Origin of the sequence: Gordonia aurantiaca (genome assembly GCF_039939235.1) — a bacterium.
Classification (GTDB): domain Bacteria; phylum Actinomycetota; class Actinomycetes; order Mycobacteriales; family Mycobacteriaceae; genus Gordonia.
This window is the reverse complement of the sequence record NZ_JBDUUF010000001.1, coordinates 370415-393700: the sequence shown is the minus strand read 5'-3', so window position 1 is coordinate 393700 and position 23286 is coordinate 370415. Positions and strand designations below refer to the sequence as shown.

The 23286-nt window shown below is 69.6% G+C and carries 22 protein-coding genes, 1 tRNA gene and 1 pseudogene; 9 read left to right on the top strand and 15 right to left on the bottom strand.

Translation table 11 applies throughout. The features are described from left to right. The 3 genes from ABFT43_RS01785 to ABFT43_RS01775 form a co-directional block, all read right to left on the bottom strand. Nucleotides 1-352: hypothetical protein (locus ABFT43_RS01785; RefSeq protein ID WP_347958691.1), on the bottom strand; the 352-nt coding region annotated here is incomplete at its 3' end. Nucleotides 353-511: 159 nt separating this feature from the next. After that, nucleotides 512-586, bottom strand: a tRNA-Thr gene (locus ABFT43_RS01780). Nucleotides 587-686: 100 nt separating this feature from the next. Then, nucleotides 687-1073 (bottom strand): RidA family protein, encoded by a 387-nt coding sequence (locus ABFT43_RS01775; protein ID WP_347958690.1) that lies wholly within the window; start codon nt 1071-1073, stop codon nt 687-689. A 153-nt stretch (nt 1074-1226) separates the two neighbouring features. Between ABFT43_RS01775 and ABFT43_RS01770 the strand changes: the two genes are divergently transcribed. The 4 genes from ABFT43_RS01770 to otsB all read left to right on the top strand — a co-directional run bounded on the left by ABFT43_RS01770 (nt 1227) and on the right by otsB (nt 5444). Continuing rightward, the gene (locus ABFT43_RS01770) at nt 1227-2720 is read left to right on the top strand and encodes a threonine/serine exporter family protein (protein WP_347958689.1); all 1494 of its coding nucleotides are present in this window, start codon (nt 1227-1229) and stop codon (nt 2718-2720) included. 153 nt (nt 2721-2873) lie between these two features. Further along, nucleotides 2874-3035 (top strand): hypothetical protein, encoded by a 162-nt coding sequence (locus tag ABFT43_RS01765; RefSeq protein ID WP_005200235.1) that lies wholly within the window; start codon nt 2874-2876, stop codon nt 3033-3035. Between the two features lie 4 nt (nt 3036-3039). Then, complete coding sequence (locus ABFT43_RS01760) at nt 3040-4662, top strand: alpha,alpha-trehalose-phosphate synthase (UDP-forming) (protein WP_347958688.1); 1623 nt, start codon at nt 3040-3042, stop codon at nt 4660-4662. Continuing rightward, entirely contained in the window at nt 4659-5444 is a 786-nt protein-coding gene (gene otsB, locus ABFT43_RS01755; RefSeq protein WP_347958687.1) for a trehalose-phosphatase, read from the top strand. The genes ABFT43_RS01760 and otsB overlap by 4 nt, the downstream gene beginning before the upstream one ends. A 67-nt stretch (nt 5445-5511) precedes the next feature. On the opposite strand, the gene ABFT43_RS01750 is transcribed toward otsB, so the two are convergent. Further along, nucleotides 5512-6321 (bottom strand): transglutaminase-like domain-containing protein, encoded by an 810-nt coding sequence (locus ABFT43_RS01750; protein ID WP_347958686.1) that lies wholly within the window; start codon nt 6319-6321, stop codon nt 5512-5514. A gap of 81 nt (nt 6322-6402) precedes the next feature. Continuing rightward, complete coding sequence (locus ABFT43_RS01745) at nt 6403-7530, bottom strand: ROK family transcriptional regulator (RefSeq protein ID WP_347958685.1); 1128 nt, start codon at nt 7528-7530, stop codon at nt 6403-6405. Between the two features lie 79 nt (nt 7531-7609). On the opposite strand from ABFT43_RS01745, the gene ABFT43_RS01740 reads away from it, so the two are divergent. Next, on the top strand, nt 7610-8374 hold the full coding sequence (locus ABFT43_RS01740) for an SDR family NAD(P)-dependent oxidoreductase (protein ID WP_347958684.1): 765 nt from the start codon (nt 7610-7612) through the stop codon (nt 8372-8374). 4 nt (nt 8375-8378) lie between these two features. Here the strand turns inward: ABFT43_RS01740 and ABFT43_RS01735 are convergent, their stop codons facing one another. Both ABFT43_RS01735 and ABFT43_RS01730 read right to left on the bottom strand, forming a co-directional pair. Further along, on the bottom strand, nt 8379-9629 hold the full coding sequence (locus ABFT43_RS01735; RefSeq protein ID WP_347958683.1) for a L,D-transpeptidase: 1251 nt from the start codon (nt 9627-9629) through the stop codon (nt 8379-8381). A 50-nt stretch (nt 9630-9679) separates the two neighbouring features. Next, nucleotides 9680-10267 (bottom strand): helix-turn-helix domain-containing protein, encoded by a 588-nt coding sequence (locus tag ABFT43_RS01730; protein ID WP_347958682.1) that lies wholly within the window; start codon nt 10265-10267, stop codon nt 9680-9682. 12 nt (nt 10268-10279) lie between these two features. Between ABFT43_RS01730 and ABFT43_RS22650 the strand changes: the two are divergent. Further along, nucleotides 10280-10969 (top strand): annotated as a pseudogene (locus ABFT43_RS22650) (class I SAM-dependent methyltransferase); the annotation flags it as partial. Nucleotides 10970-11182: 213 nt separating this feature from the next. After that, a complete protein-coding gene (locus ABFT43_RS22645) occupies nt 11183-12151 on the top strand; it encodes an NAD(P)/FAD-dependent oxidoreductase (RefSeq protein WP_457590096.1) in 969 nt (322 codons plus the stop codon). On the opposite strand, the gene deoC is transcribed toward ABFT43_RS22645, so the two are convergent. Then, a complete protein-coding gene (gene deoC, locus ABFT43_RS01720; RefSeq protein WP_347958680.1) occupies nt 12116-12793 on the bottom strand; it encodes a deoxyribose-phosphate aldolase in 678 nt (225 codons plus the stop codon). The genes ABFT43_RS22645 and deoC overlap by 36 nt on opposite strands. A 27-nt stretch (nt 12794-12820) precedes the next feature. Between deoC and purU the strand changes: the two genes are divergently transcribed. Next, nucleotides 12821-13717, top strand: coding sequence for a formyltetrahydrofolate deformylase (gene purU / locus ABFT43_RS01715; RefSeq protein ID WP_347958679.1), 897 nt, complete (start codon nt 12821-12823; stop codon nt 13715-13717). A gap of 9 nt (nt 13718-13726) precedes the next feature. Here the strand turns inward: purU and ABFT43_RS01710 are convergent, their stop codons facing one another. From ABFT43_RS01710 to ABFT43_RS01700, 3 genes are all read right to left on the bottom strand, one after another. Beyond that, nucleotides 13727-14749 carry an alpha/beta hydrolase gene (locus ABFT43_RS01710; protein WP_347959243.1) on the bottom strand — a complete coding sequence of 341 codons (1023 nt, stop codon included), beginning with the start codon at nt 14747-14749 and terminating at the stop codon, nt 13727-13729. Between the two features lie 760 nt (nt 14750-15509). Beyond that, the gene (locus tag ABFT43_RS01705; protein ID WP_347959242.1) at nt 15510-17240 is read right to left on the bottom strand and encodes an ABC transporter ATP-binding protein; all 1731 of its coding nucleotides are present in this window, start codon (nt 17238-17240) and stop codon (nt 15510-15512) included. Between the two features lie 130 nt (nt 17241-17370). Further along, a complete protein-coding gene (locus ABFT43_RS01700) occupies nt 17371-19134 on the bottom strand; it encodes an ABC transporter ATP-binding protein (RefSeq protein ID WP_347958678.1) in 1764 nt (587 codons plus the stop codon). A 118-nt stretch (nt 19135-19252) separates the two neighbouring features. Between ABFT43_RS01700 and ABFT43_RS01695 the strand changes: the two genes are divergently transcribed. Further along, the gene (locus tag ABFT43_RS01695) at nt 19253-19900 is read left to right on the top strand and encodes a hypothetical protein (protein WP_347958677.1); all 648 of its coding nucleotides are present in this window, start codon (nt 19253-19255) and stop codon (nt 19898-19900) included. An 18-nt stretch (nt 19901-19918) separates the two neighbouring features. On the opposite strand, the gene ABFT43_RS01690 is transcribed toward ABFT43_RS01695, so the two are convergent. From ABFT43_RS01690 to ABFT43_RS01675, 4 genes are read right to left on the bottom strand one after another with little or no spacing between them, the layout of a single operon-like run. After that, nucleotides 19919-21097 carry an LmeA family phospholipid-binding protein gene (locus tag ABFT43_RS01690; RefSeq protein WP_347958676.1) on the bottom strand — a complete coding sequence of 393 codons (1179 nt, stop codon included), beginning with the start codon at nt 21095-21097 and terminating at the stop codon, nt 19919-19921. After that, the gene (locus tag ABFT43_RS01685; RefSeq protein WP_347958675.1) at nt 21094-21936 is read right to left on the bottom strand and encodes a carbon-nitrogen hydrolase family protein; all 843 of its coding nucleotides are present in this window, start codon (nt 21934-21936) and stop codon (nt 21094-21096) included. The genes ABFT43_RS01690 and ABFT43_RS01685 overlap by 4 nt, the downstream gene beginning before the upstream one ends. A 46-nt stretch (nt 21937-21982) precedes the next feature. Next, on the bottom strand, nt 21983-22726 hold the full coding sequence (locus ABFT43_RS01680; protein ID WP_347958674.1) for a class I SAM-dependent methyltransferase: 744 nt from the start codon (nt 22724-22726) through the stop codon (nt 21983-21985). Nucleotides 22727-22773: 47 nt separating this feature from the next. Beyond that, complete coding sequence (locus ABFT43_RS01675) at nt 22774-23283, bottom strand: DUF2505 domain-containing protein (protein WP_347958673.1); 510 nt, start codon at nt 23281-23283, stop codon at nt 22774-22776. Nucleotides 23284-23286 lie beyond the last annotated feature (3 nt).

Below are 23286 nucleotides of genomic sequence, written 5' to 3'. Positions count from 1 at the left end.
CGGTCCGCTCGGCGCGCACGCCGAACGGACCGACCACCACGACGACCCGGACCGACACCACGAAGTGGCCTTCCGGCGTCTGCGCGACGATCTGGCCGACGGACGAGTCCCGGACCTCCGACGAGGCGGCGGATCGCCGCACCTGCTCGAGAAGCCCCCGGGCGGAGCCGGCCTCGGGCGAGTCCGGGCACAGGCGCGCGAGCGCGGCCTCGACGCGAGTGGTGTCGTCGGGCGTGTAGGAGAGCAGGTCGACGATGGTCGTCCGGGCGAACTCGACAACCTGTGTCTCGTCGACGGGCCGGCCGGCGTCCGCCGGGGAGGTGGCCCGCAGCACGAGGACGAACGCGCCCATCACGACGCAGTTGAGGACGACGACGCCGGTGACCGTCCCGAGGACGGCCAGTCTCGAGGGCGAACAGATCGGGCCCCGGACCGCGGTGAGGACCGGTGGTGTCGATCGACGGTCTGCCCGTGTCTCATCTCCGCTTCCCCGCGGACCCGGAGGCCCTGGTGGAGCCCCCTGTCAGGATTGAACTGACGACCGCTCGCTTACAAGGCGAGTGCTCTACCACTGAGCTAAGGAGGCGTGCGTGCGCGAGTATATCGGCCCCGCGCCCCGATTCTCCAAGCGGCCGTGGCCGGTGGGCAGGGACGCGACACGCCGGGAGGGCGGTCATGCGGGGCGCTCACGCGGGGACCGCGGCCACCGCCTCGATCTCCACGAGCTGGTCGTCGTAGGCCAGGACCGTCACACCCATCAGGCTGCCTGCGGGCCTGTGCTCGCCGAAGTACCCGGTCACCACCTCCCAGGCCACCACGAGATCGGCCTGGAGGCGTTCGGCGACGAAGACGGTGATCTTGGCGACGTCGGTCAGCGCGGCCCCGGCCTCGGCCAGCGCGGCCTCGAGGTTCACCAGGCACTGCCGGGTCTGCTCGGCTACGTCGCCCGGGGCGACCGTCGCCCCGTCGGCGTCGATCGGCGCCGCACCGGCGGTGAAGACGAGGCTTCCGGGGGCCACTGTGGCGCTGCGGGTGTGACCGTCGCGGGGACCGTTGATCTGGACTGCCGACATGTGGCGATCGTAGACGCGCGCTCCCGGGTCCGGCCCACACGCCACGAGGCGTGACCTCCGCGCAAACTGGGTAGGCCCCTGCGAGGATCGCAAGCGGCGAGCATCGAGCCGCGAGATCGGACCGCTGCCGGACGACCCACGAAGGAGGCCTGCGTGCGCGAGTTCCTCCGCACCGCGTTGCGGCGGCTCACCGGCACCCGGCAGGCGACGATCGACACGATCGAACCCGGCAGCATCATGGTGTCGCCGCGCAAACCGATCGAGCCCTTCGACGTCGCGGCGATCACCGAGGTCCTCGACCTCGCCACCAAGATCGGCGCGATCCTGCTCGACTCGGGAACCGGCGCGATCGACACCCAGACCCAGATCAAGTTCGTCGCGGGAGTGTACGGACTCGAGGACGTCGACGTGGACGTCACCTACAACACGATCGTGGTCAGCGCCCGGCGCGGCGCGACGCTGCCGCCGATCACCACCATGGAGCAGGTCTACTACCGCTCGATGGACTTCACGCGGCTCGCCCAGGTGGACCGGCTCGTCCGACGCATCCGCGACTCCGGCATCACCCCGTCGACGGCGCATCGGATGGTCGACGAGATCATCACCGCCCCACACCCGTACCCGCACTGGGTCGCGACGGTGGCGTGGGGCGCGATGGCGTCGGCCATCTCGGTCCTCCTCGGCGGCCAGTACCTGGTGGCGGCGCTGGCGTTCCTGACCACCGGGGCCACCGTGACCCTCAACCGCAGGCTCAACCGGATCGGCACGCCCGTCTTCTTCCAGCAGTTCGCCGGCGGGTTCATCGCCGTGGTCCCGGCGACGCTGGTCTTCGCCGCGTCCGAGCGACTCGGCGTGCAGATCGCGCCGTCGCAGGTCATCGCGGCCGGGATCGTCGTGCTGTTGTCCGGGCTGTCGCTGGTCGGTTCGGTCCAGGACGCGATCACCGGTGCCCCGATCACCGGCGTCGCACGGTTCTTCGAGCTGCTCCTCATGACCGGCGGGATCATCGCCGGCGTCGGTGTCGCGATCCGGCTGCTCGAGGCCGCGGGCATCTACCTGCCGACCATCACCACCTCGACGAGCTTCGAGGCGGTCGAGCTGCCGATCCGGGTGGTGGCGGGCGCGGCCGCGGCCTGCGCCTACGCCCTGGCCTCCTATGCGGAGAAACGTGCACTCGGGGTCGCGTTCCTCGGGGGCCTGATCGGCACCGCGGTCGCGGCGTCGGCGACGTTCACCAGCGTCGGGGACGTCGTCGCGAACGGACTCGCGGCGGCCTTCGTCGGCCTCGTAGGCGGTCTGCTGGCACGGCGGGCCCTCACCCCGCCGCTGGTGGTCGCGGTCGCCGGCATCACCCCGCTGCTCCCGGGTCTCGCGGTGTACCGCGGCCTGTACGGCATCCTGAGCGAACAGACCCTCAGCGGCTTCACCTGGATCGCCAACGCCCTGGCCATCGGATGCGCTCTCGCCGCGGGCGTCACTCTCGGCGAGTTCGTCGCCCGCTCACTGCGCCGTCCGCAGCTGCCTCCGCGACCCGACTGGATCCTCCGCCGGCGCCAGGCCCTCCGGGAACGGACGCCGCGGGAGGGCCGGAGATGGCCTCCGCCCGCGAGCCGGAGATGGCCGCCACCGCCGAGACGGTCTCCGTGACTGTTCTGACCGCCCCCTAAGCCCGGGTAAGATGGGAAACCGGGTTTGCCGCGCAGGCATCCGACGAGAACCGAACAGAAACCACAGAACAGAAACCACAGAGCACGGCCCCAGGCCGCACGCGACTCACCGCCCGTACGACGAGGGGATCACATGCCCGCGAAGACCACCGACATCGCCGACGAAGAACTGGAACCGGTAGCCGACGAGACCGCCAACTCGGCGCGCCGCGTCGTCGCCGCCTACGCCACCGATGCCGACGAGTGCCGGATGCTGCTCGCCATGCTGGGGATCGCTCCGGGCGAGAACGCCTGATCAGGTGGCGCCGCGAACGGTTGGAACCGGGCCCGACCCTGCCCGTGACGTCGAGAACGGGGAACGGCCGCACAGGACTGCTCCGCACGACGGCGCAGAATTCGTCGTCGTCGCCAACCGCTTGCCCGTCGACAAAGAGGTCCTGCCCGACGGCACGGTCAACTGGAAGCGCAGTCCCGGCGGTCTGGTGACCGCTCTCGAACCGATCCTGCGTGCCAATACCGGCGCGTGGGTCGGCTGGTCGGGTATCCCGGATTCGGACGACAATCCCGACATCGAGGGCATCGACATCCACGCGGTGCCCCTGTCCGCCCAGGAGATAGCCGAGTACTACGAGGGCTTCTCCAACGCCACGTTGTGGCCGCTGTACCACGACGTGATCGTCAAGCCCGAGTACCACCGCGAATGGTGGAACACCTACGTCGAGGTGAACCGCAGGTTCGCCGAGGCCGCCTCGCGCGCGGCCGGCGAGGGCGCCATCGTGTGGGTGCAGGACTACCAGCTACAGCTGGTGCCGAAGATGCTGCGCATGCTGCGCCCCGACGTGAAGATCGGATTCTTCCTGCACATCCCGTTCCCGCCGGTCGAGTTGTTCATGCAGATGCCCTGGCGCACCGAGATCGTCGAGGGCCTGCTCGGTGCCGACCTGATCGGCTTCCACCTGCCCGGCGGTGCCCAGAACTTCCTCTACCTGGCCCGGCGTCTCGCCGGTCAGGCCACCAGCAAGGGCACGGTCGGCGTGCGCTCGCGTTTCGGCGTGGTGCAGGTCGGTTTCCGCACCGTGCGGGTGGGCGCCTTCCCCATCTCGATCGACTCCGGTGAACTCGCGGCGCTGGCCAAGACCAAGCGCATCCGCGACCGGGCCGCCGAGATCCGCCGGGAACTCGGCAACCCGAAGACGATCATGCTCGGCGTCGACCGCCTCGACTACACCAAGGGCATCGACGTCCGGCTCAAGGCGATCTCGGAGCTCCTGGCCGAGAAGCGACTCGACCCGTCGGAGACCGTCATGCTGCAGCTCGCGACCCCCAGCCGGGAACGCGTGGAGAGCTACAAGCAGATGCGGGCCGGCATCGAGCAACTGGTCGGCAACATCAACGGCACCTACGCCACCGTCGGACACCCGGTCGTGCAGTACCTGCACCGGCCGGTGCCGCGCGAGGAGCTGATCGCCTTCTTCGTCGCCGCCGACGTCATGCTGGTGACCCCGCTCCGCGACGGCATGAACCTCGTCGCCAAGGAGTACGTCGCCTGCCGCACCGACCTCGGCGGGGCCCTGGTGCTCAGCGAGTTCACCGGCGCCGCGGCCGAACTCCGCTCGGCCTACCAGGCCAACCCGTACGACCTCGACGGCGTCAAGGACGCGATCGAGGCCGCGGTGAACCAGAGTGAGCACGAGGGCCGGCGCCGCATGCGCGCGCTGCGCCGTCAGGTGCTCGCCCACGACGTCGACAAGTGGGCACGCAGTTTCCTCGGGACGCTCACCGCCGACTCGGAGACCGAGGTGTCCCCGAATCGCAGTGTGCAGCTGGTGGATTCGAACGCGCCCGTCACGGAACTCCCGGAGATCGCACCGGTCACCGATCCGGTCGAAGCCGAGCCCCTGGGCGCGGCCGAGAACGAATGAGCGTCAACGGAATTCCCGCGGAACTGCAGGACGCGCTGGGCACGGCGGCGCGTGCGCGCCGCCTGCTCCTGGCGTCGGACTACGACGGCTGCGTGTCACCGATTGTGTCGCGCCCGGAGGACGCGGTGCCCGATCCCGCGTCGATCGCCGCGCTGGAGAAGGCGGCCGCGCTGCCCCACACCGAGGTCGCGGTGATCTCGGGCCGGGAACTCGCCGTGCTCGCCGATCTCTCCGGGCTCGGCGCACCGGTGACCCTCGTCGGGAGCCACGGCAGCGAGTTCGACACCGGGTTCGCGGTCGAGGTGACCGACGAGAAGAAGGCGCTGCTCGCCCGGATCATCGACGAATTGCATTCGATCGCAGCGCGTTTCCCCGGCGCAACGGTGGAGACCAAGCCGGTGAGCACGGTGCTGCATGTGCGCAACGTCGAACCCGCGGACGCCGAGACCGCACTCGACGCCGCACGATCCGGTCCGGGTTCGTGGGAGGGCGTGCACAGCACCGAGGGCAAGGCCGTCCTCGAACTCGCGGTCATCGAGACCAGCAAGGGTCATGCCCTCGACACGCTCCGCGAGCAGCTCGACTGCGACGTGGTGATCTACCTCGGCGACGACGTCACCGACGAGAAGGCGTTCGCCCACCTGCGCCCCGAGGCCGGTGACGTCGGCATCAAGGTGGGCCAGGGTGACACCGCGGCCGCGTACCGCATCTTCGACACCGACGACGTCGCCGCGGTGCTCGATCTCGTCGCGACCCGCCGCGGCGAGTTCGTCGGGTCCTGAGAACCTCCCACGGGCAACCTCCGGCGGGGTCCCGGTCACCGGGTCCTTTCCGAGGACCAGGGGCTCGTCAGCCGATCGCCACGCGCGCGGCGCGGTCGTCGTAGGGCAGCTCGCCGCGCACCGTGGCGGTCACCTCGTACGAGTTGAGGGTGATCTGTCCCCGGTGGTTGTCGAGGAACGCGGTGTCGGCGGCATCGCGCCCGGTCGCGATCCGGACGAAGGACTGTCGTGGCGCCAGCCGGGTCGCGTCGACGACAACCCACTCGCCGTCGATGATCGCCTCGGCCACCGCATGGAAGTCCATCGGCGAGCACCCGGGCGCGTAGACCGCGACCAGGCGGGCGGGGATGTTCAGCGCCCGCAGCAGGGCGACGACCAGATGCGCGTAATCGCGGCACACGCCGGCGCCGGCCAGCAGGGTGTCCGCGGCGCCGTCGATGGGATCGCTCGCGCCCGGGATGTAGCTGAGCCGCTCCTCGACGAAGGCCGCCACCTGGTTGAGCAGCTCCCCCTCGGGCAGCGAGAGATCGAATTGCCCTGCGACGAAACCGAAGAACTTGTCGCACTCGGCATAGCGACTGGGCCGCAGGTACTTCGAGCGGTCGGTCGCCTCCACCGGGATCGGGTCGGCCGGGGTCAGCACCTCTGCGGTGTAGTCGATGGTCAGCAGGCCGCGATCGAGTTGCATGCGGTGAATACGCGAACCGTGGTCGGCGATGATCTCCTCGGGCGCGACGGTCTGCCCGTCGAGCTCGATCTTCAGCTCTTCCTGCAGTTGCAGCCCGGGCAGCTTGGCCACGGTGAGCTGCATCTCCAGTTCGGTGGGGTCGTCGATGGCCACCTCGAGTCGGGCGGACACATCGCGGGGCATCGTCATGCCCCCACCGTAGGTGAAGAATCGTGCCGGAGCACATCGCCTGTGGGCGGTCGGGAACACCGCGCCGGCGGTGCCTGCGGGTCAGAGGGTTGCGACCGCGGCGATCGGATCTGCGTAGATGACGCTGAGCGCAACCACCACGGCAGCGCTTTCCTGAACGTGCACACCGAATCTCGACGGCGCGATCTCCAGCGGCCACTCCAATGTGGTCGCCTCGTCGAAGGCGGCCTGCACCGGCGCGAGACCATGCGGATGCGCCGAGAAGGCGTCGCCCGCCACGACGATGGTGTCGGGGTTGATCACGTCACGGATGAGCGCGACGGCCTCGCCGAGAACGCGTGCGCGTTCGTCCACGATCCGCGCGGAGTCGGGATCGATGCCGAGACGCTGCGCGGCGGCGAGCGCGGCGTCGTCGCCGATGACGTTCTGCAGCCGGACCCTGGCCAGACCGGGCGCGAGGACCGGAGCGGTCACCGGAAGGTGCGCGATGGTGCCCGCCCCGCGTTCGGGGACATGCACCTTTCCCTCGAGAGTCATTGCCATGCCGGCGGTTTCACGGGCGTAGAAGAACAGGCCGGTACCGGTGGTGTCGCGGGGCCCGGTGAGCAGCAGTTCCGCGGCCGCCATCGCCTCGACGTGTTCGCACACCGACACCGGGGTGTCGAGGTGCGCCGCCAGGGTCGCGCCGACAGGGAGCTGACGCCAGCCGAGGACCTTGTGATCGACCACGCCGGTCTCGGCATCGACCGCACCGCCGATCGCGACGCCGCCCCACAGCAGCCGTCGCCCGCCGAACCGCCCGGCGAGCTCGGCCAGCTGCGCGCTCAGGTCCTCGACCGCCTTCTGCTGGTCACCGGCCGGGGTGAGCACCGCATGGCTGTAGAGGGGTCGGCCACCGAGGTCGGCGATGACCAGGACCGTACGACGAGCGCCGATGTGCATGCCGGCCACACACAAAGAATCCCGGTCGATGGTCAGCGGGTTCTTCGGTCTCCCAATGGTTTTCGGTGTAGCAAGATCGGGGCGTTCGGTGATGAGGCCGTGCGCGGCGAGCGCGTGGACCTGGCGGTTGATGGTCGCCGCCGACAGGCCCGTCGCCTCGGCGAGCTGATCCCGGGTCACCGGCCCGCCGACCCGGATCGCGTGCAACACCGCGGCCGCCGGAGTCGACGTCAGTTGCAGCGCCGCCGGGATCACTCCCCCATGCATGCGACGAATGTAGCAGTGCGCCAGTGCCCCCGGCGGCGGGCCGTCGGGCCGTCCTCGCATCGCGTCGTAAGGTGGGCGCATGAGTCCTGACACCCCTGCACAGACCTCTGACCAGCGTCCGATCGCCGTCGTCACCGGTGCGAGCTCCGGCATCGGGGCGGCCACCGCCCGGCAGCTCGCCGGCCAGGGCTACCACGTCGTGCTCGGCGCACGGCGCCTCGACCGCGTGCAGAAGCTCGCCGAGGAGATCGGCGGCACCGGCAAGCAGCTCGACGTCACCGACGACGACTCGGTCGCGGCGTTCGTGGAGGGCCTCGACAAGGTCCACGTCCTGGTGAACAACGCCGGTGGCGCCAAGGGCCTCGACCCCGTCGCCGACGCCGACCTCGACGACTGGCGGTGGATGTGGGAGACCAACGTCCTCGGCAGCCTGCGCATGACCAAGGCCCTCATCCCGGCGCTCATCGCCTCCGGGGACGGCCTCATCGTCGCCATCACCTCGGTGGCCGCCCTGGAGGCCTATGACAACGGCGCGGGATACACCTCGGCCAAGCACGCCCAGGCGATCACCCACCGCACCCTGCGCTACGAGCTGCTCGGCAAGCCGGTCCGTCTCACCGAGATCTGCCCGGGCATGGTCGAGACCGAGTTCTCGCTGGTGCGTTTCGACGGCGACGAGAAACGCGCCGACGCGGTCTACGAGGGCCTGACCCCGCTTACCGCCGAGGACGTCGCCGAGGTGATCGGGTTCGTGGTGTCGCGCCCGCCGCACGTCAACCTCGACCAGATCGTGCTCAAGCCGCGCGACCAGGCGTCGGCGCGACGGAACATCAAGACCGGCTAGGCGTTCAGCGCGGTGCCGGCGCGTCCGAGGTGGGCGCACCACGCGGCGTCGCCGGCACCGACGAGTCGGTGACCTCGCCCTTGACGGCCGACATGCCCTGCCAGGTCTCCCAGTCGAAGATCCAGTCGTAGATGTCGCCGTCGGCCTCGGTCAGCGGGAGTCGTGTGCCGGTCACCTCGACGGGATCGCCGTAGATGGCGGTGCGGAAGTAGCGTTCGGCGTCGGCCTCGGACAGGTTGATGCAGCCGTTGGTGACGTTCGCGGTGCCCTGGACGTTCACCGTCTCCGGGTTGGCGTGGATGAACTCGCCGTTGTTGGAGATCCGCACGGCCCAGCGCTCCCGGATGTTGAAATACCCGGCCGCGGGGTTGCTCATGAAGAACTCTTCGTACTTCTCGGTCACGACGTGGATGCCGGACCGGGTGACGTTGCGGTCGAGCGCACCCTCGCCGTAACTGCACGGCAGCGTCATCAGCTCGGCGCCGTCCCGGAGGACCACGATGCGGTGCGACGGGGCGTCGGCCTTCACCACCTGGGCACGCCCGATGGAGAAGTCGCTGGTGACGTCCGCGGCGCCATAGGCTCCCCCGCCGTGGTCGAGACCGTACAGTTTGGCGGCCATGTGCACCTTGGTCCCCGGCGCCCAGTATTCGCGCGGCCGCCAGTGCACGCGTGAGCCGTTGTCCTCGCCGAGCCAGGCCCACGACCCCTCGGTCGGCGGCGTGGTGGTGACCGTCAGCGCCCGCTCGACGGCCTCTTTGTCCTCGACGGTGGCGTTGAACTTCAGGATGATCGGCGCGGCGATTCCGACCTCCTGGCCGTCGCCGATGTTGACCACGACGTTGATCTGGCTCGCCGGCTCGAGCGTGGTGAAGCGACCGGCGACCGGCACCACCTTGCCGTCGGTCCCGACAGCCGTTCCGCTCCAGGTGTATTCGGTCCCGTAGCCCAGCGGCTCGGCGATCGTGTAACTGGTGCGGTCCTCCGACAGCCTGCCGTTGACGACCCGGCCGCGCGGATTGGTCAGCTTCACATCGGGGTTGAGCGTGCCGTTGCGCGCCTGCACCGAGACCTCGGAGACCGGATTCGGCGGGTCCCCGTCGAGCGGCGGGGTGAAGATCAACTCGACCTTCGGTTCGTCGGGCTGGTCGCGGTCCGAGCCGGTGCCCGCACACGCCGCCACCGCGACCCCGAGTACCCCGACTCCTGCCGCGGCGAGCACGGCACGTCGGTTCACCGGTGTCCTGGGAGTCATCACCCCGTCAAGCCTACCGATCTGCGGTGATGGAACCCGAACCCGGCGACTCAGATCTGCCGGTCGTGGCCCACCGACGCCAGGGACGGCATGTGGGCCCGCTCGCCCGCATGGTCCATGATCGAGAGCACCTCGGCCGGGCCGTCGTGAGCGACGATCGCATGCGGGATCATGGTCGAGAACTCCGCGGCATCCCCTTCCGGAACGATGATCGCGCGGTCGCCGAGCAGGAGCCGCACTGCGCCGGAGAGCACGGTGAACCACTCACGACCGGGATGGACCCGCAGGTCGCCGGGCGGCTGTTCTCGTTCGAAGCGGATCTTCGCGACCGTCACTCCCTGCGGACTGTTCTCCCGGGAGAGCAACCACACCGTCATACCCTCGGCGGCGTGCGGCTGGGGTCGGATCACGACGTCGGTGTCGTCGGCGGCCTCGACGAGCTGATCCAGCGTCGTCCCCAACGCCCTCGCGATCGGAACCAACTGGTCCAGCGCCACCCGACGGTGCCCGGTCTCGATGCGGCTCAGCGTCGACGGGGACAAGTGACACCGTGCGGCGAGCGCATCGAGGGTCCAACCCTTGGCCAGCCGGAGACCGCGGATGCGCTGACGCACCACCGAATCGAGTTCTTGCTCCATACGCAAGACAGTATGCCGAGCACGCACACGCGCGCTACCGTCGACCCCATGACCCCTTCCCACGATCGCGACGTGCACCACCGCCACCACCACCACGACCACGACGGGCACCACCACCACGACGACCACCACGGGCACGACCACAACCCCGCCCACCTGGCTTCGGTGCTCGACCTGGAGGCCGAACTCCTCGGCGGTTACCTCGACGACGCCGCCGCGGCCATCACCCGCAGCCTCGGACGAGCACCGCGACGAATCGTCGACCTCGGCGCGGGAACCGGCACCGGCACCGAGGCGCTCGCACGGAATTTCCCCGACGCGCAACTCCTCGCCGTGGACGGTTCTGCCGCAATGACCTCGCTCGTCGAACGGCGGGCGGCCGCGGGCGGTTTCGCCGGGCGGGTGACCACCGTGGTCGCAGACCTCGACGACGGCCTGCCCCCGCTCGGCTCCCCCGACCTCATCTGGGCCGCGCTGTCGCTGCACCACGTCGCGGACCCCGCGTCGCTGCTGTGCGAGGCCGCGTCCGCACTGGCACCGGAGGGGATCCTGGCCATCGCCGAGATGGATGGTCTACCGCGGTTCTCCCCCGACGCCGACTCCCCGCTGGGCAGGCTCGAGGATCGATGTCACGACGCCGCGGCCATCGCCGGGTGGGATTCACTCGCCGACTGGACCGAAATCCTCGGCGCGGCAGGTCATGACGTGATCCACCGGGACACGATCCGCCTCGCGCGCACCGGTCCCGATGAGCAGGTCGCCCGATACGCGATCCACTGGTTCAGCCAGTTCCGGCACCGTCTGGGCGATGCGCTCTCCGATTCCGATCTGACATTTCTCGATTCCCTCATCGACCCGGATGACCCCGCATCGTTGTATCGACGCACCGGTCTCACCCTCGCCGCCGGCCGCCGGCTGTGGGTCGCGCGGCCGGCTGTCGATCACGACGTCGCCATCGTCGGCGGCGGCTCCGCAGGGTTGAGCGCAGCGACGACACTCGCCCGGTCATTGCGATCGGTCGTCGTCATCGACGGCGGTGAACCACGTAACGCCCCCGCCGAGGGCGCACACAACGCATTCGGCCGGGAGGGCATCCCACCGCTCGAATTGTTGTCCCGGGGACGCGACGAGGTCCGCGGTTACGGCGGAGAGGTCCGCTCCGACACCGTCGTCGACGCCCACCGGGAGGGCGAGGGGTTCACCCTGTCCCTGGCGTCGGGCGGCACGGTCCGGGCGCGACGCCTCCTACTGGCAACAGGTCTCGTCGACGAACTCCCCGACCTGCCCGGCGTCGCCGAACTGTGGGGGCGCGACGCGCTGCACTGTCCGTACTGCCACGGTTACGAGGCGCGCGGCACGCGGATCGTGGTGCTCGCGACGAGCCCGATGTCGGCTCACCAGGCACTGCTGTTCGCGCGGCTCACCGACGACATCACCCTGGTCGCGCACGCCTCGGACGCCGTCACCGACGAGGCCCGCGCCGAACTCTCCGCCGCCGGGGTGTCGATCGTCGACGCGACCGTCGACCGGGTCCGGACCCGCGACGACGCCGGCACGACGCGCCTCGACGGCGTCGAACTGTCCGGCGGCACCGTCCTGCAGGCCGATGCCGTCGTCGTGGCACCGCGATTCGCGGTACGCGGTGACCTCTACGAACGACTCGGCGGCACACTGGCACGAACCCCGATGGGCCAGATCATCGAGACCGGGCCGATGGGCGCGACCGCGGTCCCCGGCGTCTGGGCGGCAGGCAACAACACCACGCTCAACGCGGTGGTGACCGTCGCGATGGGCGAAGGAGTCTCGGCAGGTGCGGCGATCAACGCCGACCTGGTGATGGCCGACGTGCTACTCGGGGAAACCGTCGAGCACAGCCGACGATGACGACAGACCCAGCCGGGTGGCGCCGGCGGCGATCAGTTCGGCGGCGAACTCCGCGGTCCGGATGCCGCCGGACGCCTTGACCCCGATGTGCGGGCTGACGGCCGCGCGCATCACCCGCACCGCCTCGACGCTCGCCCCGCCCGCGGGATGGAACCCGGTCGACGTCTTCACCATCCCCGCGCCGGCCTGCTCGGCGCGGCGGCACACCTCGGTCACCATGTCGGGGCCGCCGCGCTCGAGGAGCACCGCGGACTCGATGATCACCTTCAGCAGCGCCGAGTCCCCGATCGCCTCATGAACCGTGAGGACGTCGGAGAACACCTCGTCGTAGCGCCCGTCCACCGCGGCGCCGACGTCGATCACCATGTCGATCTCCCGGGCCCCGGAGTCCACGGCGAGACGCGCCTCGGCCGCCTTGACCAGCGAGTGGTGCTTACCCGACGGGAAACCGACGACCACACAGCTCCGCAGGTCACCGGTATCGATCGGCAACATCGACGGCGACAGGCACACCGCGAACACGCCGAGCCGTGCGGCTTCGGCGACGGCGGCCTCCGCATCGGCGCGCGTGGCCTCGGGCTTGAGGAGGGTGTGGTCGATGATCGCGGCGACGTCGCCGCGTCGAAGGTCCGTGTTCGTCACAATGACGAGCTTGGCACACTGACTGTCGTGGCCAGCGAACAGACGACCCCCACCGACCAGACCGAGCACCGCTATGTCCTGACCCTCGGATGCCCCGACCGCATGGGCATCGTCGCCCGCATCTCGAGCTTCCTCACCGAGGTCGGCGGCTGGATCACCGAGGCGGCCTACCACTCCGACGAGGACACCGGCTGGTTCTTCACCCGGCAGGCCATCCGCGCCGACTCCGTCCCCTACGACGCCGACGAACTGCGGGCGCGTTTCGCCACGGAGGTCGCCGACTGGCTCGGCCCGGAGACCGAGTGGAAGCTCACCGACTCCCGCGACGCCAAGTCCGTCGTGCTGCTGGTGAGCAAGGAGACCCACTGCCTCATCGACCTGCTGGGCCGCGCGCATCGCGGCGAGCTGCCCGCGGAGATCCGCGCAGTCGTCGGCAACCACCGCGAACTCGAGGACCTCGCAACGCGTTTCGGAATCCCGTTCCATCACGTGCCGTTCGTCCGGGAGCGCAGGTCAGAGGCGTTCGCACAGCTCGGCGAGATCGTCGACGGCTATCAGCCCGACGCGGTGGTCCTCGCCCGTTTCATGCAGATCCTGCCGCCCAAGCTGTGCGAGGCCTGGGCTGGCCGCGCGATCAACATCCACCACAGCTTCCTGCCGAGCTTCGTCGGTGCACGGCCGTACCATCAGGCGTTCGCCCGTGGCGTGAAGCTGATCGGCGCCACCTGCCACTACGTAACCGCCGACCTCGACGCCGGGCCGATCATCGAACAGGACGTCATCCGCATCGACCACAGCGACTCGGTCGCCGACATGGTGCGTCAGGGACGCGACATCGAGGCCCTGGTCCTCGCGCGCGGACTCCGCTGGCACCTCGAGGACCGGATCCTGGTCCACGGGCGCAAGACGGTGATCTTCAACTAGGACCGTGGATCAGGCCAGCGCCCGCTCGTAGAACGACCACGAGCGGTGCAGCTGGTCCTGCCAGTAGCCCCACGAGTGGGTGCCCACCGGCGGCAGGTCGACGGTCGCGGGGATGTTCAGCTGCCGCAACCGGTTCACGAGCTGCAGGGTGCAGGTCATCGTGCCGCCCTCGATGATTCCCCCGACGGCGATCTGGTCGGCCAGCGTCTTCTGGTCCTGGACGTAGGTCGGGTTGTCGTACTGACCGGGCAGACCGGTTGCGTTGGAGATGTACAACTTGGTGCCGCGCAGCTTCTCGGCGTTGATGACCGGGTCGTGCTTGCGCCATCCGGGACCGCCGTAGGGGCCCCACATGTTGCGGGCGTCGCCGCCGCCGCGGACCTCGACCACGAGCCGGATGCTCTCCTGCCCGAAGTAGTCCGCGGTCGTCGGGCATCCGCTGTAGGCGCCCACGGCCTTGTACAGGCCAGGATGTTCGATGGCCAGGTTCAGCACCGAGGTGCCCGACGAGGAGATGCCGCCGATCGCGTTGCGGCCGGAGGTGTTGTAGGTCGCGTCGATCACCGGCGGGAGTTCCTTGCCGAGGAAGGTCGACCACTTGTGGACGCCGAGCTTGGGATCGGGCTTCTCCCAATCGGTGTAGTAGCTGTACTGCCCCTGATTGGGGATCACCACGTAGAGGTTCTTGTTCTTGGTGAACTCGACGATGTCGGTGCGCGCGAGCCAGTTCGCGCCGTCCTCGCCGCCGCCCGCACCGTTGAGGAGGTAGAGCACTCCGCGCGGCTTCGACTCGTCGGCCGGCTTGATGATCGTGAGGGGGATGTCCTTGTCCATCGCGTCGGAGTGCACGACGATGTCGGTCACCCGCCCGGTCGACGAGCCCGGGGACACCAGCGCCGGATCGGCCGACGCCGTGCCCGCGGTCACCGACCCCGCGGTCACGGACACCGACGCCGCGAGCCCGATCGTCATTGCCCCGGCTCCCAATGCCTTCGCAAGAGCAACACCGCTTCTGCGCAGACGCTGGTGCATGAATTCCTCCTCCTCGGAGCCCGAATCGCCTCGGGCAGGCATCGCGGTCCGCAATGGACGGCTGATCATCGACGGTAGGGTACCCCGGCTGCTCGGGGTGCGTGTCCCACGGATCCCGGATTCAGCCGACCCGTTTCCCACGCTTTCCCGGCAACCTCTCCCGGCAATGCGAACCGCCCCACATCGACGGGTGCGGGGCGGTTCGTGAGGGGATGTGCCGAGAGCGCTCAGGCGTCGTCGGACCCGGAGGTGATCAGATCGGTGATCACACCCGTGATGATCGCGTTCAGGTCGATCGAATCTCCGATGGCATCAGACATGGGCTCTCCTTTGAGTTGGTGAGATGTGCGGGGGTTTCGGCCGGTCGTTCTCACCTCGGTTCCGGCTCGGAAGTCAGGTTACATATCGATCTCGGAATTGTTCGGGTTCTTCTCGAAGAACCGTCACGAATATGTCTTCACGTCGGCCGAAATCAGCAGAAAACAGCAGTTCAACGCCGGCCATTCGTACGAACAAGGGAATCTACTTGGACGCCCGTCCATATTCGGCGAACCCCGTCGGGAATTGTTACAACGTGCGATGCAACATTTCCACGTCGGTCCGATAAATCCGAGACACTCATTCCGGATGGCAACCATGGATTTCCCGGGTCGGCACCGATGTCGACATCTGGGGGCAATTGTCAAAACGCCTTTGGCGAACGCGCGGGCGAATACCTGGTCGATTCGACAAAAACGGTACCCGCGTACAGGTCAGGACCTCACGCGCCACACCTGCGCGCGTAGATGCCACCCGCGGCGATGAGTTCGTCGTGGGTGCCGGCCTCGACGATCTCGCCACCCTCGAGCACGACGATCTGGTCCGCGAGTGCCGCGGTCGCCATGCGGTGGGTGACGACGAGGGTCGTGGTGCGGGCGCGCAGCCGGTGCAGCGCCCGCTGGACGAGGAGTTCGGTGCGCGGGTCGGCGGCGCTGGTCGCCTCGTCCAGGATGAGGATGCGCGGTGACGCCGCGATCGCACGTGCCACGGTGACGAGCTGCTTCTCCCCCGCGCTCAGGTTCTCCGACTCTTGCCCGATGACCGTGTCCAGACCATCCGGAAGGGCCGCGACGATCTGATCGAGGTGGCCGTCGTGGACCGCCCGGACGACTGCCGCCTCGTCGCCGTCGACGCCGTAGGCGATGTTCTCGCGCACCGTGCCGGTGAACAGCCACGGCTCCTGGGTCACGACCGCCATCCCGGCGCGGGTCCGATATGGACCGAGTTCGGCGATGTCCTGGTCGTCGATCGTGATCGTCCCGCCGGTGGGCCGGTAGAACGCCTGCAGCAGGTTGGTCAGGGTGGTCTTGCCCGCGCCGGTGGACCCCACGATCGCCGTGGTGGTGCCGGACGGCAGCCGCAGGTTCACCGACCGCAGCACCGGCGAGTCCTCCTCGTAGGCGAAGGACACGTCGGTGAAGACGATCTCGGGAGGCCGCCGATGCCGTCCGGCCGTCTCGGGTGTCGAGGTCCCGGACTGCCGGTCCCCGACCGCCTCGTCGTCGGGGGCGTCGAGCACCTCGCGGACCTTGCCGGCCGAGACCGTGCCCGACTGCACCTTCGTCACGAACCCGGCGAGCTCCCGGACCGCGGAGGTGAGCTGCTGGGCGAAGATGACCGCGACCGTCGCCGCGCCGAGACTCAGCGTCCCGTCGACGACCATGAGTCCGCCGGCCACCGCGAGGATCAGGAACACCAGCGCGTTGATCGCGGTGAGCACGGGGGCGAGGGTGCCCGAGGTCCACTGAGCGGCCCGGGTGGAGCGGAACAACCGCTCGTTGAGGGCATCGAAACGGAGCGCCGCGAGCGACTCGGCGTTGTACGCCTGCAGCATCCGGCGGGCGCTCAGCTCCTCCTCGACGTGCCCGGTCAGCGCCGCGGTCATGGTCCAGCGGGTCTCCTGGTGGGGACGGGAACGCCGGGCGATGAGCACCGACGCCACCGCCGACACCGGGGCCGCGATCAGCGCGACCCCGGCCAGCAACGGGGAGATGACGAACAGCACCGCGGTCACCACGACGAGGGTCAGCGCATTCGTCGGGACGGTCACCAACACGGGCGCGATCACGGTCGCGGCGTTGTCGGTGTGCGCGGTGAGCCGGCTGACCAGGGCACCGCGTTTGGTCGTCTCGAAGTAGCGCAGCGGCAGCCGGTGGATCTTGTCCTCGATGCGTTCGCGCAGTCGCGCCACCGACCGTTGCACCGCCCGGGTGAGGAGCTGCCCCTGCGTGTAGGTGAGCGCGGCAGCGACCAGGTAGACCGCGAGCTGGACGCCGAGCAGGGTCCACAACCGGTTCCAGTCCATCGCGGCGTCATCGCCCACCGTGCCGTCGACGATCACATTCGTGATGGCGCCGAACAGGATCGGGGCGACGACCCCCGCCACCGCGGCGCCGATTGCGCACAGCGAGATCACGACTGCCCGCGCCCGGCCGATCCGGAGTTGCCCCATCAGCCACCGCAGCGAACCGGCGGTCGGGCTCGCGGCCTTCTTCGCCGACGAACCGGTCTTGGTCGCTGCCCCCGCCTTCTCGGCGGCCCCCTCCTTCTCGGCCGACCCGGCCTTCTTCGCGGTCACGGCGTCAGGCATTGGTCACCGCCTGGGCGTGGGCGATCTCGGCGTAGATGTCGCTGTCGACGCGCAGGGACTCGTCGGTCCCGACCGCGACGAGCCTCCCGTCCTCGAGGACGCCGATGACGTCGGCGTGGCGGACCGACGAAACACGCTGAGCCGCGATGAGGATCGTCGCGTCCGGTTGAATCCGGCGGAGCCGCTCGATGATCACCGCCTCGGTGTCGACGTCGAGGGCGCTGAACGGGTCGTCGAGCACGTAGAGCGGCGGCCGGCGGAGGATCGCGCGGGCGAGCGCGAGTCGCTGCCGCTGACCGCCGGAGAAGTTGCGGCCCTCTTGTGCGACGGCGGCCTGCAGACCGCCGGACCGCTCCCGGACGAAGTCGGCGGCCGCGGCGACCTCGAGGGCCTCCCACAGCTCGTCGTCGGTCGCATCGGGCCGGCCGAGCCGCAGGTTGTCGGCGATGGTGCCGGTGATCAGGGACGCCCCCTGCCCGACGAAGGCCGAGCGGGCGCGCACCCACGCCGGCGCGATCCCGGCGAGGTCGCGTCCGTCCCAGGTCACGGCGCCCGAGGTCGGGTCGGCGAACCGCAGCACCAGCGACAGCAGCGTCGACTTGCCGCTGCCGGTGCCGCCGATGACGCCGGTGACCGTCCCGGCCGCGCAGGTCAGGGACACCCCGTCGATCGCGGGCGCCTCCGCGCCCGGGTAGCCGACGGTCACCGCGTCGAACACGACGATGGGCGGGCTGCTCGTCTCTTCCGGCCCCGCGTCCCCCGAGGCGAGCGTGTCGGTGTCCAGCACCTCGGTGACGCGCGCGGCGCTCGTCACCGCCCGCGGGATGACGCCGGCGATGACGGTCAGCATCGACACCGCGAGCAGGATCTGGGCGAGGTAGCCGACGGTCGCAGTGATCTGGCCGATCTGCATCTGGCCGCGGTCCACGAAGATCGCACCCAGCGCGGACACCACCACCGACGCGAGGTTGGCCACGACCGTGATGGTCGGCAGCATCATGACCTGGATGCGACCCAGGTTGAGCGCGGTGCGGGTCAGTTCGTCGTTCTCGACCGCGAACCGGGTGCGTTCGCGGTCCTCCTGCCGGAAGGTGCGGATGACCGCGATCCCCCGCAGCTGCTCCCGCAAGAGGCGGTTGACGCTGTCGAGGCGCCGTTGCAGACTCGCCGCCCAGGGCACGAGGCGTCGCATGAGGATCGTGACCGCCACCGCCAGCACGCATCCCGCGACCACGATGATCGGCGCCATCCGCCAGCCCTGCGCGAGCGAGAGCGACAGCGCGCCGAGCAACATGAGGGGCCCGGTCACCACCACGGTCAGCGAGATGTAGAGGAATGCCTGGATCTGTCCGACGTCCCCGGTGGACCGGGTGAGCAGGCTCGAGAGCCCGACCCCGGCCACCTGCGGGTCGGTGAAGGCGGCAATGCGTTCGTTGATCCGTTTCCGCAGGTCGCGGGCGGCGGCGGACGAGACGTGCGATGCGAGGTAGGTCGCGCCGATCGCGACCCCGAGATTCACCACGGCCACCGCGAGCATCGCCAGGCCGACGAGCTTGATGGTCTCGGTGTCGCCGCGCAGCACACCGTCGTCGATGATCGCCGCGTTCAGCGCGGGCTGCGCCAGCGACGTCAGCACGGTGGCGAGCTGGAAGACCGCGAAACCCGCAACCGCCCACGGATATGCGCGCACCGCCGCTCCGATGAGCGCGAGGAGTGCCCGCACCTCACTTCCGCGCAGCGAGCGACCGACGGTCATGGGGCGACACACTCCGAACCGGTGAGAGAAGCGGACTTACGTTGATCGGAACCGTACCCAACACCCTGGCACGTCCGAATCGAGGACCCCGGGATTTCCGGTGTGCTGGTATGGACCCATGACCCCACGCAGTCCTGAATCCGGGTTCACCGACACCTCGGCGACCCAGACCCGGCCGATGACCGAGGAGGATCGTGAGGCCGCACTCGACCTGCTCGAGAGCGGACTACAGGAAGTGCCGATGTACCGTTGGCTGCTCGGCGAGGACGCTCCGTCGGACGCCTATCGCTGGTACGGCGAACTCCTCTTCGCCGAGAACCTCGCCGGTCTGAAGGGGACGTTCGACGCCGCGGGCGACCTCATCGCCCTGGTGGCGTTCTCGGAGCCCGGCCGGCGGTCGGCGCCGGTGAGCGAGGAGCTGAAGGCGCAGAACAACCACTGGGTTCGCGCGCTGCCGGGATTTCCACAGCGGCTGACCGAGCTACGGACCAAGGCGGCCGACGCCTCGGTCGCCGACGAGCCGCTCTCGATCATGTTCGCGCTGGTGCGCCCCGATCACCGGCGCAACGGCACGCTGACCGCGCTCGTCGACCCGATCGTCCGCGACGGCCTGCGCAGGGGATGGGTCGTCGTGACCACCACCGCCGACCCGGTGATGTCGGACTACTACGCGCGACGCTGGAACGCGCCGGTCCGCGCCCGGTACACGCTCACCGACGGACCCAGCCTCTTCGTGCACCGCGCCGATCCGCCCGGGACGGACTGAGGCGCGACGTGGTCCCGATCAGGCGCAGCTGCTCTGCTGGTTGCCGGTCATCTCACTGGTCAGCTGGACGTCGGACCCGCTGATCGCGAACTCGAGCCCGGTGTCGGTGACCTTCAGCTGGTCGACCTGCACCTCGTCGAAGAACGGTCCGAGCGCCGACTCCGTGACCTGGTCGACGATCTGCTGTGCGAAGTCCGGCGGGATGCCGAAGACCAGGGCACTGGCCTTGACCACCTCGAAATCGACCCGCCCGTCGTTGACGACCGGCTTGATCGTCGCCGACACCGGCACCGCGAAGAACATGACCGGGAACGAGGCCTGCACGTCGAACGTGCCGTCGGTGGCGTTGCCGGTGATCTCCTCGACCGTGCCGACCTGCGCCGCGCCGTTACCGGTGCCCTGCCCGGCGGCGGGCGCGTTCTCCTTGCTGAGTTCGACGATCCGCTCGTAGGGAACGAAGCCCTGTCCCTGCAGGCTGCGGATGTCGGTGGTCGTGTCGTCACCCGAGATCCCGTCGGCGCGCATGTGCAGTCGCACCGCGTCGGGGCTGCTGTCGTCCTTGGTGTCGACCTGGACGAACGGGATGTCGCCGGTGCCCTGCAGAATGATCGGCTTGCGACTCAGCGACACCGAGGTCGGGACGCCGGTGAGCCCGCTGAACGACTTCTCCAGGCAGTCGGTGACCTTGTTGCGCAGATACAGCTCACCGCCGACGGCGGCGATGACGCCGACGAGCAACACCGCGACCAGGCTCAGGGCCACGATCTTGCCCGTGCTGCGGCGTCCGGCCGGCGAGTACATCACCTGACCGCTGCCGGTCGGGTCGGGTCCGAGCGGCGCACTCGACGTGTCCGTGAAGGGCTGGTCGCCGGGTCCGTACACGGCCGTCGGCGGGCGCGAGCCGCCGGAGAGATCGGTGGTGTCCGCCTCGGAGGGCGGCACCTGCGAATAGGCCTGGGGCGCCGGGGGAATCGGGCCGGGCGGCAGTTTCTCGGTCGGGAGGTGCCGGGTCTCGCCGGTCGACGCGGCGTCGTCACCGCCGACCGGGCGCCATTCGTCGCCGGGTCTGTCGGGCGCCGCGCCCTCGCGGGTCACGTTCTCGGGCGCCGCGCCCTCGCGGGTCACGTTCTCGGGCGCCGCGCCCTCGGGGGTCGCGTTCTCGGGCGCCGGGCCCTCGGGGGTCGTGTCGTCGCTCATTGGTTCCGTCCTCGGTCGTCGGCCTGATGGAGCGGTTCAGCGGCGGGCAGCTCGCGTTCGTTGGCGAGCACCGCCAACTGCGTCCGGGCCTTGTCCACGAGGCCCAGGTCGAGCTCGTGGACGTCGACGCGGACCGTCTCGTCGTATGCGGCGACCACCGTACCGAAAGGGTCTGTGATTTGGCTGTGTCCTATGCCGGTCGGCGCACCCGAGGAGGCCACGGTCTCGTCGGTCGGGAGCGCCTGCCCGACCGCGGCGACGAAGGTCGTCGAGTCCAGTGCGCGGGCGGTGGCGAGGATCTGCCACTGGTGGAGCTTGCCGGGTCCCGAACCCCACGAGGTGGGGACCACGATGAGCTGTGCGCCGCGTCGGGCGAGAGTGGTGAACAGCCGCGGGAAGCGGATGTCGTAGCAGGTGGCGACCCCGACCGTGACGCCGTCGACGTCGAAGGTCAGCGGCCGGGACCCGGCCGCGACGGTCTTCGACTCGGAGAACCCGAAGGCGTCGTAGAGGTGGATCTTGTCGTAGCGCAGGCGGGTTCCGTCCGGCTGCGCGACCAGCACCGTGTTGAAGACCCGGCCGTCCTCCGACGGGGTGAACATCCCGGCGACGACGGTGACCCCCGACGCCTGCGCGATCTCGGAGACCCTGCCGGCCCACGGTCCGTCGAGGTCCTCGGCCACCGGCTTGAGCGGGACGCCGAACCGGCACATGGTCGCCTCGGGGAACACGACGAGGCGGGCGCCACGGGATGCGGCGTCCTCGGTGGCCGCGCGCAGGGTCGCGAGGTTCTCGTTCGGATCGTCGGACGAGCTGATCTGGGCAAGTGCCACACGCATGAGGGCAACAGTAGTGCCCGCGCCGGTGCGGCTCACCGGAGTCCGGTCAGGGTGCGACCAGTTCCCACGGGACGGTGAGGATGTTGTCGGTCATCCGTCGCCGCGAGACCGTGCACGCGACGCCGCGTTCACGCAGCAGCTCCTGCGCGTGACGCCACCGGACCCGCGGCCCGTACGGCGCGAGCGGCGCGGCGGTGTCCCAGCACTGATCCGCCAGACGCAGCAGATCGTGGATCCTCTCCCCCGGCACATTGCGGTGGATGAGCGCCTTCGGCAGGCGCGGCGCCAGGTCCGAAGGCCGTTCGGAGTGTTCGGGCGACCAGGCGAGCGTGAAGCTGACCGGGCCCGCGGCGTCGAGCATCACCCACGAACAACGCCGGCCGATCTCGTCGCAGGTCCCCTCGACGATCACGCCGTCGGGATGGATGCCGGCGCGCAGCTGTGCCCACACGCCGGCGACCTCGTCCTCGTCGTACTGGCGCAGCACGTTGAAGGCGCGCACCACGCGCGGGCGCAGGCCGGCCAGTTCGAACCCGCCGACGGCGAATCGCACTCCGTCACGGGGTTCGACGACCCGGTCCGGGTCGATCTCGAGTCCCACCATCTCGAGGTCCGGGGCGACGCGACGGAGGCGTCCGGCCATCTCGACGCAGGTGTCTGGGCGGGCGCCGTACCCGAGGTCGACGACAAGAGGGCGTGCGACACCGAGGGCCGCGACCACGGCGGGTTCGTGCGTCATCCACCGATCCACGCGGCGCAGCCTGTTGATGCTGGTGGTTCCGCGGGTCACGCGGCCGATCGGTCCTCGCACGGGGCTTCGCCCGGCGAGGACCGCGCTCACAGGTTCTTGTGAATCCAGTCCTTGGCGTATTCGGCCTCGGCCCGGAACAGGTCGACAAGGTTGATGAGGATCATCTGCTCGAGCTTGCCGTTGATGAAGGGCACGAAGACCTTGGCCTCGCTCGTCCGGCGGATCGTGCAGCCGTCCTCGGTCGGGAACAGCTCCTGCCACCCGTTGAGGCTGCCCGGACCGGCGGGGATCGACGCGTTGTAGGTCCCCTTGGTGTTGTCCGGATCGAACGGACCGAGGGTCTCCTCACGCGTGATGACCATGTCCTTCATCATCACCGTCTGCGCGAGCGGCGGCAGCTGGTCACGACCGATCGTCTGCTTCAGGACGACCCGGATGCCGGTCTCGTCGGAGGTGAAGGAGTCGACCTCGCAGTGCGGCGAGATCATCTGGAATCCCGCCATCATGTCTTCCCAGTACTGCCGAATGCTCTGCGCTTCGTAGAGCTTCTCCGCGGGTTGGGGGTAGCGGGCGGAGTAGCTGAGCCGTCGTGCCATGCT